The sequence below is a fragment of the Nostoc sp. genome, from assembly GCF_036917375.1.
Lineage (GTDB): Bacteria > Cyanobacteriota > Cyanobacteriia > Cyanobacteriales > Nostocaceae > Nostoc.
Genome location: NZ_JBALDN010000005.1, coordinates 126,902 through 138,174, shown reverse-complemented (window position 1 = coordinate 138,174; position 11,273 = coordinate 126,902). Strand labels below are relative to the sequence as shown.

At 41.7% G+C, this 11,273-nt stretch carries 7 protein-coding genes; 4 read left to right on the top strand and 3 right to left on the bottom strand.

From position 1 onward, the window contains the following. Positions 1–39 precede the first annotated feature (39 nt). Both V7K45_RS01775 and V7K45_RS01770 read left to right on the top strand, forming a co-directional pair. The gene (locus V7K45_RS01775; protein ID WP_118169532.1) at positions 40–1,065 is read left to right on the top strand and encodes an ABC transporter permease; all 1,026 of its coding nucleotides are present in this window, start codon (positions 40–42) and stop codon (positions 1,063–1,065) included. Positions 1,066–1,216: 151 nt separating this feature from the next. Beyond that, the gene (locus tag V7K45_RS01770; RefSeq protein ID WP_334999771.1) at positions 1,217–1,417 is read left to right on the top strand and encodes a hypothetical protein; all 201 of its coding nucleotides are present in this window, start codon (positions 1,217–1,219) and stop codon (positions 1,415–1,417) included. 187 nt (positions 1,418–1,604) lie between these two features. Here the strand turns inward: V7K45_RS01770 and V7K45_RS01765 are convergent, their stop codons facing one another. From V7K45_RS01765 to V7K45_RS01755, 3 genes are all read right to left on the bottom strand, one after another. Beyond that, positions 1,605–3,104: a hypothetical protein gene (locus V7K45_RS01765; protein WP_334999769.1), complete on the bottom strand. Its 1,500-nt coding sequence runs from the start codon at positions 3,102–3,104 to the stop codon at positions 1,605–1,607. Between the two features lie 402 nt (positions 3,105–3,506). Further along, on the bottom strand, positions 3,507–4,622 hold the full coding sequence (locus V7K45_RS01760; RefSeq protein WP_334999768.1) for an ABC transporter permease: 1,116 nt from the start codon (positions 4,620–4,622) through the stop codon (positions 3,507–3,509). A 121-nt stretch (positions 4,623–4,743) separates the two neighbouring features. Beyond that, positions 4,744–5,625, bottom strand: a complete 882-nt coding sequence (locus tag V7K45_RS01755; protein WP_334999767.1) for an Npun_R2479 family HD domain-containing metalloprotein — start codon at positions 5,623–5,625, stop codon at positions 4,744–4,746. Between the two features lie 571 nt (positions 5,626–6,196). Here V7K45_RS01755 and V7K45_RS01750 point away from each other — a divergent pair. Together V7K45_RS01750 and V7K45_RS01745 are read left to right on the top strand one after the other, a co-directional pair. After that, positions 6,197–7,654, top strand: a complete 1,458-nt coding sequence (locus V7K45_RS01750) for an efflux RND transporter periplasmic adaptor subunit (RefSeq protein ID WP_334999765.1) — start codon at positions 6,197–6,199, stop codon at positions 7,652–7,654. Positions 7,655–7,971: 317 nt separating this feature from the next. After that, positions 7,972–11,091 carry an efflux RND transporter permease subunit gene (locus tag V7K45_RS01745; protein WP_334999763.1) on the top strand — a complete coding sequence of 1,040 codons (3,120 nt, stop codon included), beginning with the start codon at positions 7,972–7,974 and terminating at the stop codon, positions 11,089–11,091. Positions 11,092–11,273: the final 182 nt, after the last annotated feature.

Below are 11,273 nucleotides of genomic sequence, written 5' to 3'. Positions count from 1 at the left end.
ACAAAAACTGCATTTTTAATTTTAAACTTTGAATTGCTTATGTCTCGTTCTAAAGCTTTACAATATTACATTGTTTCTCGGCTGCTTCTTGCGCCACTTCAGCTATTAACGATTATCACCATTGTATTTCTTTTACTAAGAGCAACACCAGGAGATCCAGCAGATGCAATTCTTGGTGGACGTGCGCCAGAAGCAGCTAAAGAAGAATTGCGAAAACAACTTGGTTTAAACCTTCCTCTGTGGCTACAGTATCTAAATTATTTGGGAAGCATACTACGCTTTGACTTGGGAACCTCTTTAATGAGTCGCGGACAAAATGTTTGGGACATAATTGGCCAATATTTCCCGGCGACGGTGGAGTTAGCAGTATGTAGTATGGCGGTTGCACTCATCGTTGGAATTGCGGTTGGAACTCTTTCGGCTTCTCGTCCTGGGACATATTTCGATGTCGGCGGGCGTTTATTTGGTATCATCACTTACGCACTCCCTATGTTTTGGGCGGGAATGCTTTTGCAGTTGATTTTCTCAGTCCAATTGGGTTGGTTTCCTAATTCCAATCGCTTTCCGCCCAATTTGCCGGCTCCGACTACTGTCACTGGATTGTATACAATTGATAGCTTACTCGGTGGAAATTTCACTCAGTTTTTCACATCTTTGCATCATCTGGCTCTACCAAGTCTCACATTAGGAATTTTGCTCAGTGGGATTTTTGAGCGAATTGTGCGAGTGAATTTAAAGCAAACCTTGCAAGCAGATTATGTAGAAGCCGCTAGAGCTAGAGGTATTGGTGAAAATAAGATTTTAGCTTCCCACGCTTTAAAAAATGCGCTAATTCCAGTGATTACAGTCTTGGGATTAACCTTTGCATCTCTGTTGGGTGGAGCGATTTTGACAGAGGTAACATTTTCTTGGCCTGGGCTAGCTAATCGATTGTATCAAGCGATCGCCGATCGCGATTATCCCACAGTCCAGGGAGTGCTGGTATTTTTTGGTGCGATCGTTGTCAGCGCCAGCATTTTAATTGATATTTTAAATGCTTATGTAGATCCGCGAATTCGGTATTAAATTTCTTGAGAAATACCACTGGCTAAAATCCCCAGAATTTTATTTACATCTTTGAGATAATATTCGCTTAAATCAATGGTCAATGTTTGTTGTTGTAATTTGAGGAATTGCCAAATACTGCCAGTTATGACTGCTCCGTAAATGACCTAAGATGCCATCAACAGTAGAGCATGAAGCACTCAAAGCCAAAATAAAAGAACTCAGCCTAAAAGCCGCTCAATTAAGCAATCAGTCAGTAGAAGTTTCTAAAGTAGATCGAAAAGAAGGACTTGATTTAATGCGGCAAGCTAGAGACGCTAGTAAACAATGTCTTGCGTTGATACAAGAATTGAAACGGCTACAAGCAGCATAAGCACCGCGTAAGTTCTTGTATGGATGCTACTCAAACGTCGGCAAAAGCGCTTTAGACGACATTAGAGTGAAAGCTACGAATGTAAGTCATTCAACCCCCGATTAACCCGTAACAGCGATCGCTTCAGGGACGGAAAATGGAGTTTTCATGACGTGAGTAAAACTGTAGTGCGATACAGCCTATTAAATTACAAGTTTTGACCGAAGTATCTATCTCGAATTTCTGGATGCTTTGCTAAAAAGCGTTCTATTTCTAGCCTAGACCACTCATCTATCTCAATATCTCTATTGCGAGCAATTCCTTCTAATTTATCATGTAACGTACTATCAATAACCCCGCTAGTCATAACACAGAAACCGTCTGCACCATACTGGGCAACTGTATCGGCTACTTCAACTTTTTTACCCGTGAGTGAACTTCCATCTTTGATTAGCTTACATTGTACGATCCACTTAATTGAAGTTTTATTATTTTTGCCAGTACGTGGAAATGTTGTAAATTCTATATCTCTACCGCCATCACGAGAGCGCGACTTTCCCATTTTCACAATTTTATAAGGTTGATAACGGCAAAGAATAATGTCATAGCAAAGCTCTTCAAATTTTTCATCATCTAGTTCATGCCAATTGCAAGCAATTTTACTTGATATTCCTAACAAATTTTTGGCACTTCCAGTAAAATTAATAGTTATATCTAAATACTTATTTATTGTTTCTTTACTCACTTTATCTAAATTATTATTGAAAATAATGTATTGAGCAACTTTGTCATAAGCTATAATAATTTCTCCTTCTTGAGACAAAAATATTTTATTTATTAAACTACGATTATTAAAATTATTATATGTAACGATTAAATCACTATTTTGAGATTGGTATCCATAATTTTTAGCCCAAATTTCTTTTGAGCATATTTGTGCGTTATCGATTTTATTTTTAGGATATAGAATTATACTTGATTCATTAAAAACAATTGGGTCTTGATTTAAAAATGATATTTTTTGTGCTTCAAGCATTGTAGGTAATCGATAGTAAAAACCACCTTTTTGTTTAAGTAAATCACTAACATTTACATTTACAGGAGTTATCCAACTATCTGAAGATACATATAAATCAAACCCAACATTATTACTCCAGTATGAACGCCAGAAACTATATCTCCACTCAGGATGTTTATTATATACCTCTTCTATAAGTTTTTCTTGTTCTTCTTCCTCTTCCTCTTCATATAGAGAATATATACCAGCCACAAAATTAGCTATATAGGAGTCAGCTATATCTGGACAATAAAGTCTACGCTTTTCTAAAGTATTTTGAAATTCCTCATACATTAATGGCACACGCTCATCATTCTCAAAATCATAGTCATCATCAAATGTCGGTAAAAGCAAAAACAGTACTTTAGTTAACTCAATTAAGTTTTTGGGTTTAAAATCACAACAAATTTTAACTGGCATCTCCTCATAATTTACTTGAAAGGATATCTTTTCACAAAATTCACCTATACTTTCTATCACAAATGATGCCCAGAGATAATCGTAAGCTAAGTCTGTATTATACTGAGATGAGTTAATTGAATAACAGGGGATTTCTAAAATAAAATTATCAGAAATTTTACTAAGCTCCTCATACAATTCTTCAAAATTATAATCACTAAATTCTGAAGGTTCGAGTTTAAAGTCAAGCATTGGAGTACTTTATTCTAGAAAAAAGTAACGAAATTATTAAAGTTAAGAATATAGGACAAGCTTTTTCAGCCTCTATTTGCGTTTTTGCAGCCATCTCGGCTCGATGCCGCTAGTTACAAGAACTCTGGGAAGCTGGCGGATTATGGTAGAACTTTTTCGCCGTTGGGTTTTGCAGCAGTAGAGTAGAGCGATGCCTACGGCTGGCTGCGCCTACGCATTTGTTATTTTGGCGATCGCATTTGTTATTTCGGAGTACGCATTTGTTACTTCGGAGTACGCATTTGCTATTTCAGCGATCGCATTTGTTATTTCGGAGTTCGCATTTGTTATTTCGGCATTCGCATTTGCTATTTCAGCGATCGCATTTGCTATTTCGGCGACACCATTTGCTATTCTAAACGCTTATCTCCTCAAACTACGAGGATCGAGTGCATCTCTCAGTCCATCACCGAGTAAATTAAATGCCAGCACTGTGAGAATAATTAGCACAGCTGGCGGCCAAATTAACCAAGGTTGCAACACCAAAATTGAAGCATTACTAGCCAGAGAAAGCATATTTCCCCAAGAAGGGTCTGGTTGTTGAATACCCAAGCCGATGAGACTTAGTATCGCCTCTGCACCAATAAAGCTGGGAATTGCAAGAGTTGCAGAGATAACTACATAACTAGCCGTTTGCGGTAAAACGTGGCGGACGATGATATAAATTGGGTTTCCGCCCATTGCACGCGAGGCTTGAACAAATTCTCGCTCTTTAATTGATAGTACCTGTCCCCGAATGACCCGTGCTAAACCAGCCCAGCTAATCACCGAAGTAATCACCACAATGAGCAAAAAGCGCTGGGTACTACTTAAACCCGCTGGTAAGACTGCCCCCAATGTTACCAAAAGATAAATACTAGGGAAAGTCATTAGCACTTCTGCCAAGCGCATAATCACGCTATCAGTCACACCGCCAAAATAGCCGGAAATTCCCCCGATAAGTAAACCGAGGGGATAGGTAATGATAATGCCAAAAATCCCGATAAACATACTGATGCGACCGCCATGCAGCAGGCGACTAAATTGGTCGCGGCCTTGGTCATCAGTACCCAAAATATTGACTTTTGCGCCAGTTGTTGTGCCAAATAAATGCCAATTTAAGGGGATACCACTAAAGATTGTGACTTCATCCCACGTAGGCGGTAGTGGCAAACTCATCTGCAACAATCGGTATTCTGGCCCGGAGACAAATAGACGCAGAGGCGAAGGCTTTTTCGAGTCTACAATGAGTTGGCGATCGCCTGTATCTAAATTCGTATCTCCCTGAGTCGTCGGATAAACATAAGGCCCAATAAACTGCCCTGACTGAGAAACCCAATGTATCTTCGTTGGTGGCAGCAGTGAACCATTAGGCTGTGAGGCATAGGGGTCATAAGGAGCTACGAAATCAGCTGCAATTACTCCTATATAGAAAATTAACAGTAAAATTGCCCCAAATCGTGCCAAAGGATTTTTCTTAAGTCGTCGCCACCAATCCATAGTAGTTAGGAGTTATAAGTTACGAGTTATGAGTTATTAAGCTTTTATCTTAATTCATAACTCATGATTAATAATTTTCAACTCCTAACTCCTGTACAGACAAGGGTTAATCGCGTCTCTCTTAACTCTTAACTGCTAACTTCTCTAAATACCGTTGCTGTTCTTCCTGTTGTTTTTCATGTTCCACAACAAACACGTTTGAGTAGAGATTAGCAAGAATTTGTTTTCCTTGTTGTGTCAATGATAGGTAATGCAGTCCTTCTTGGATATAGGGGTATACGCCATTCCAGTAAAACTTAGCGTAGTTGTTACGCAAATCGGCAGGGGTTTTATAGCCCAAAACTTTATTTACGCCAGTTTCTTCAAATTCGTAAAATAAAGATGTAATTTTCTTCAGGTAACGCGGATCGCTTAGTTGACCAATCAAATCAGCAGCACGGACTAATCCTGCAAAGCACTTTGTATCTTGATGATCTTCCGCCGCCGGCACGGGAAATCGAGTCAATTCAATATTGCTCTTAATTGCCTCAGCATCGATTAACTTGTGACCTCCAAACCGTTCATCAATAAACAGCTTGGCTCTATCAACATGATACGGCGTCAGACTGGCATCAGAAGCGCCAGCAGCCACAGAAATCATTCTGCCATTTTTACCTGTGGCATATAAGTTTGCTGTTTCTCGGTCTTGTCGGCAAACTCCTTTAACGTAGCCAATATCATGACTGACTAAAGAAATAATACAATGCAACCAGTCTTCACTAGAAACACCGCCTTCCCTGATGTGTTTGCCACGTAAAATTTCTTGTCCCACCAGGGTGACTAAGACAGTGTGTTCAACATTGTGGTAAAGAGCATCACTATTGGCAATATTTTCCAAAGCCATGTTACCTGCCCAGGCGATAATGTCCTGATAATCATTTTTAAAGCAGCCATAAGTGCGACGGTAGCCGTCTCGAATTTCATTTACGAAGGCATCAATTAAAATTTCAGTGGCATTGAACATATCTGGTAACTCTGGTAAATACTAATTTTTTATTGATTTTGATTGATTTTAAAATTCCATAATCAAGGCCACCCTTGCTGGAATTTCAGGCAATGGAGTTTGCTCCTTTGTAACTCACGTGTACCTGTAGACGCTAGCTTTATCTATGCCTCGATATATGGCTTCATAGCAACACAAAGGCTTTAGAGAAATAATTGATTACGTGTAAAAAATAATTTCCTGGTCTACCAAGGTACATAAATACTTTCGATTCTAATTAGATAAATCTAGATCGGCTATATTCAGTTTTTCATATCTAAGCATTGGTTGACAGTGATCTCAATACAGGTGGTGTGTGACATAGAGTAGCGCTATGAGATGAGAGAATTTTTTGTATCATAATCTACATAAAATTTATTATCATTTTTTGGTAGTAATTTCTCTTAGTTGAGAAGTTGTATTATATACTGTTGCAGATCAAAGACATTCACTATGAAATACGTCATAGTTGATATCGAAGTAAATAAACTTCAAGTTTTCTTAAGAAAATACCAAGGTTTGGTATGTATAAACAGCAAGTAGAGGTGAAACTGTGAGCGATGAAAGTCTTTCAGAAGTTGAGGTGGAAGAAGCTATAACCTCTGAAGATAGGAATTTTTTAAGCAAATCAGATCAAAAGCAAACCAGTGTATGGTTGAAGCCATTATTCTTGGGTACTGGTTTAGGAATTGCGATCGCCTTGGTTGGGATGAGTGTATTAAATCGTTTTCCATCCCGTCAACAAAGCGCGGTAGCGGATAAAAAAGTTAACCCAGCGATGACAGTTACTATCGCCACAGTAGAAACCGCCCGTGTTGTGCGTACACTCAAAACTACTGGGACTGTAGCCGCGAGTGATTTAATTCCGGTGCTACCGCAAACAAACGGTTTACAAATTAAAAGCATCCCTGTAGATGTCAAAGAAGGAGCTTTTGTCAAACAAGGTCAAGTGTTGGCGGTGTTAGATGGTTCCATACTGCAAAACCAAATTAGCCAAGCAAAAGCAGATGTGGAATCGAAACAAGCAGATGTGGCATCCAAACAAGCCGATTTGGCATCTAAGCAGGCAGATTTGGTATCAAATAAAGCAATAGTCCAGCAAAAACGAGCCGATTTAGCTCAAGCTAAGGCAAGGTTGGAGGAAGCAGCCAAGAATTATCAGCGCTATCAGCAACTCGCTGACTCTGGGACGATTAGCAAACAAGAACTTGATACTCGTTCCTACAATGTGAAAACTGCCATAGAAGTTGTGAACCTATCCCAAGAAAATATACGTAGTGCCCAGGCTAATATCGGCAGTGCCCAAGCCAATATTAAGAACGCCCAAGCGATCGTCGACAAAGCCAAAGCTGATGTCAAAAGCAGTGCTGCTAAAGTGCAACAACTGCAAACTCAGTTGGGACAAACTGTAGTACGTGCGCCGGTTTCGGGAGTAATTGCCGAGAAACTGGCTAGAGTCGGTGATGTCACTGGTGTACCGCCGCAAACCCAGATGGGAACTGTGATTGGTGGCACACAAAAGCTATTTTCAATTATCCGAGATGAAAAGCTAGAACTTCAGGCGAAGGTGCCCGAAACTCAACTAACTCAGGTGAAAATTGGCGCATCGGTGCAAATTACTTCTGATGTCGATCGGCGGGTGCGATCGCAAGGACGAGTCAGAGACATACAACCACAACTCAACGATCAAAGACGGGAAGCGACAGTAAAAATTGACTTGCCGCCAACAACTTTACTAAAACCAGGAATGTTTGCTAGTGCTGCAATTACTACTGACTCAGGGATGAAAATGGTGGTGCCACAAAAAGCAGTGCAGTCCCAAGCTGACTCAAGTGTAATTGTATTCATCTTATCGGGTGAAAATACAGTTCGCAGCCAGAAAGTAGAGTTAGGAGATCCTGGCAATAACGACACAGTGGAAATCAAGAGTGGGTTACAGTTAGGCGATCGCGTTGTCGTTGATGGTGCAGGCTATCTCAAAGATGGCGATGGGGTTAGAGTTGCAAGTTGAAGCAGGAGTCAGAATTCAGAAGTCAGAAGTCAGAATTTTGAATCCAATCAGTGGGCGATTTAGCGGGAAGTCGAGCAGTCACTTGATAAGGCAGTCCTGACAAGATTTCTCGACTTGAGCGAATTGGTGTGTTATCAAGCTTGAGTATTAAAGTTTTCTGGATTCTGAATTCTGAATTCTGGATTCTAAATTCTTGCACTGAGATGTCGAATCCCAAATCGTTCGACTGAGCGTAGTCGTACCCCTCCGGGGAAGCAAGCCAAGCTACGCGTAGCGTTCCGCAGGAAAGTCCCAAATCCCAAATCTAAAATTTCCCAATGTCTTTTAATATCTCAGCCTGGTCGATAAAAAAACCTGTTCCCACAATAGTTTTATTTTTAATTTTGACAGTTGTCGGTTGGTTCTCATTCATATCCTTGGGGATTGATACTAACCCAAATATTGATGTGCCAACAGTTTCGATCAAAGTCACCCAACCAGGTGCAGGCCCAGCAGAACTAGAATCCCAAGTGACGAAAAAAATTGAAGATGCTGTGGCGGGGTTGGGCAATATCGATTACATGATTTCTACCGTTAGCGATGGGAATTCTAAGACGACAATCAATTTTGTTTTGGGTACAGATAGCGATCGCGCCACCAATGATGTTCGGAATGCGATCGCTCAAATTCGCCAAGATTTACCCCAAGATATTAACGATCCAATTGTGGAACGCTTAGAATTTTCCGGCGGCCCGGTGATTACCTACGCAGTTAAATCAGATCGGCGTTCTGTAGAAGAATTAAGCAATCTCGTAGACCAAACTATTAGCCGTGCCTTGTTGGGAGTTCGTGGTGTAGCCCAAATTCAGCGCGTGGGTGGTGTTGACCGAGAAATTCGCATTAATCTTAATCCAGACCGCCTACAATCTCTAGCGATCACTGCCACTCAGGTAAACGACCAAATCCGCGCTTTGAACATTAACTTACCTGGCGGACGTGCTGAAGTTGGTGGTAGCGAACAAAGTATCCGTACTTTAGGAAGTGCTGTCAGTGTGGATATTTTGAAAACCTACGAAATCGTTTTACCACAAGGTGGTTCTGTACCTTTATCTAGCCTGGGAACTGTAGAAGATAAATTTGGTGACGTGCGCCAAGCCGCCCGTTTGAATAATCAACCTGTGGTAGCTTTTCAAGTCTTACGTAGTACTGGCAGCGTTTTGGTGACAGTAGAAGAAGGAGTGAAAGCAGCAGTCAAACAACTGGAAAAAACCCTTCCTCCAGATGTCCAACTGGATTTAATTTTTACTAGAGCCGATATTGTCCGCCAATCTTACCAAAGCACCATTGATGAATTGGTTCAAGCTTCGCTGCTGGCGGTCATCGTTATTTTAGTGTTTTTGCGGGACTGGCGAGCAACATTAATTACCGCTGTTGCCTTACCACTATCAATAATTCCCACCTTCGCAGTGCAGCAAGCCCTTGGTTACACCCTCAACAACATGACTTTGTTGGCATTAGCGCTGGCAGTGGGCAACTTGGTAGATGATGCCGTTGTCGAAATTGAAAATATGGAACGCCACATGGCTATGGGCAAGTCAGCTTGGGAAGCTGCTTTTGACTCTTCCGACGAAGTAGGATTAGCGGTAATCGCCAGTTCAGCAACGATTATTGCAGTGTTTCTGCCTGTTGCCTTTATGGGTGGGATTCCGGGACAATTTTTTCAACCATTTGGCGTTACCGTTGCCGTTTCCACAATTTTCTCAACTCTTGTCGCGCGGATGGTTACGCCGATGATGGGGGCGTATCTTTTAAAGGAGGGGCAGGGGGGCAGGGGAGTAATAAAAATTTTAAATTTTAAATTTACACTTCCAGGTGGTGGGAACGGAAGTAGAAAGCTTGGAGATGAAAAGCATCAAGGCTTTCAACCTTATAGATTGCTTTTACAGTGGGCATTACGCCATAGATTGACAACAATGGCGATCGCTTTAGCTTTTTTTATTGCCAGTCTGACGCTAGTTCCTTTAATTCCCAAGGGTTTTGTTGATGATGGCGATTTCGGAATTTCCAACGTATCTATAGAATTACCTCCTGGTTCCACATTAGAAGACGTTAACAAGGTAGTCACACAAGCAACTGATATTATCCGCCAAAATCCAGTAGTTGAACGCGTACTAGCAACGGAAGAGATCAATTCTGCCAGCCTTGCGATTAATCTCAAACCCAAAGAGAAACGAAATATTTCCCAAAAACAGTTTGAGGAACAAGTACGTCCTAACTTTGAGCAAATACCAGGAGCGAGAATTAGTTTTCAAAGTCAGTCACCAGGTGACAGTCGTAAAGGCTTATCAATTGTCCTCAGAAGTGAAAACCCTGAAGCTTTGAATCAAGCTGCTGATGCTTTAGAAAAGCAGATGCGATCCATCGCTGGATTGGTAGAAGTGGCTTCTACAGCAAGTTTAGTCAAACCAGAGATTTTGGTAATTCCCAACCCACAACGAGCGGCAGATTTGGGGGTGACAGTGCAAGCGATCGCTCGGACTGCATCCCTTGCTACCATCGGCGACAATGAGGCCAACTTGGCGAAATTTAATTTAAGCGATCGCCAAATCCCCATTCGCGTGCAAATCGATCCGCAAGCGCGGGCTGATATCAACACAATCACAAATCTGCAAGTTCCCAGTCAAAATGGGAGATTAGTTCCTCTCATAGCAGTGGCAGACATCCGTTTTGGTAGCGGCCCTGCTACTATCAACCGTTACGATCGCGCCCGTCAAGTAGCTGTAGAAGCGAATTTGCAAGGCCTTTCTTTAGGAGAGGCAGTCCAGACAATCAACAAACTACCTGCAATGCAAAACTTACCGCCAGGAGTAGTACAGCAACCATCAGGTAGCGCCAAAATTATGCAAGACATTTTTGGTCGCTTTGGCGGTGCGTTGGGGCTGGCATTAATGTGTATCTATGCAATTCTGGTGCTGCTGTATAACAACTTCCTCCATCCATTATCGATTATGGCAGCCTTACCCTTTTGTTTAGGCGGCGCATTGGTAGCGTTGATGGTTGCTCAAAAACCCTTGGGAATATATGCCCTGATTGGTATTGTGTTGCTGTTGGGGATTGTCACCAAAAACTCGATTCTGTTAGTTGACTATACAATCATCAATATGCAAGAAGGCAAAACCCAACGTCAGGCACTCGTTGAATCAGGCGTATCGCGTCTGCGCCCAATTTTAATGACTTCTCTGGCAACGATCGCCGGGATTCTGCCCTTAGCATTGGGAATTGGCGCGGGTTCTGAAGTTCGTCAACCGATGGGAATTGCCATTATGGGCGGTTTTACAACTTCCACTCTGTTGACACTAGTGGTAGTACCAGTCATATTTAGCTACATCGACAACTTTCAAACTTGGATTATGCATACACTGCGCTATGGCTTTGGTCAGAAACCATCGCGCCAATAATTAGACCTCTTGGCATTTGTGCTTTTTGCACTCTTGGGGAAAAGGGTAAAGGTTAAAGGGGAAAGGGACTTTTGCAGAACCTTTTCCCCTTCCCCCCCGCCCCTTACCCCCAGAGGGGGCCCCACCTTCCCCTTTTCCCGACAAATGCCAAGAAGTCTATTGTAAAGACGGCGATTTATCGC

Excerpts from the sequence above, each read along its gene's own strand:
- V7K45_RS01775 (WP_118169532.1), top strand. The coding sequence starts at position 40 with ATGTCTCGTTCTAAAGCTTTACAATATTACATTGTTTCTCGGCTGCTT.
- V7K45_RS01770 (WP_334999771.1), top strand. The coding sequence starts at position 1,217 with ATGCCATCAACAGTAGAGCATGAAGCACTCAAAGCCAAAATAAAAGAA.
- V7K45_RS01765 (WP_334999769.1), bottom strand. The coding sequence starts at position 3,104 with ATGCTTGACTTTAAACTCGAACCTTCAGAATTTAGTGATTATAATTTT.
- V7K45_RS01760 (WP_334999768.1), bottom strand. The coding sequence starts at position 4,622 with ATGGATTGGTGGCGACGACTTAAGAAAAATCCTTTGGCACGATTTGGG.
- V7K45_RS01755 (WP_334999767.1), bottom strand. The coding sequence starts at position 5,625 with ATGTTCAATGCCACTGAAATTTTAATTGATGCCTTCGTAAATGAAATT.
- V7K45_RS01745 (WP_334999763.1), top strand. The coding sequence starts at position 7,972 with ATGTCTTTTAATATCTCAGCCTGGTCGATAAAAAAACCTGTTCCCACA.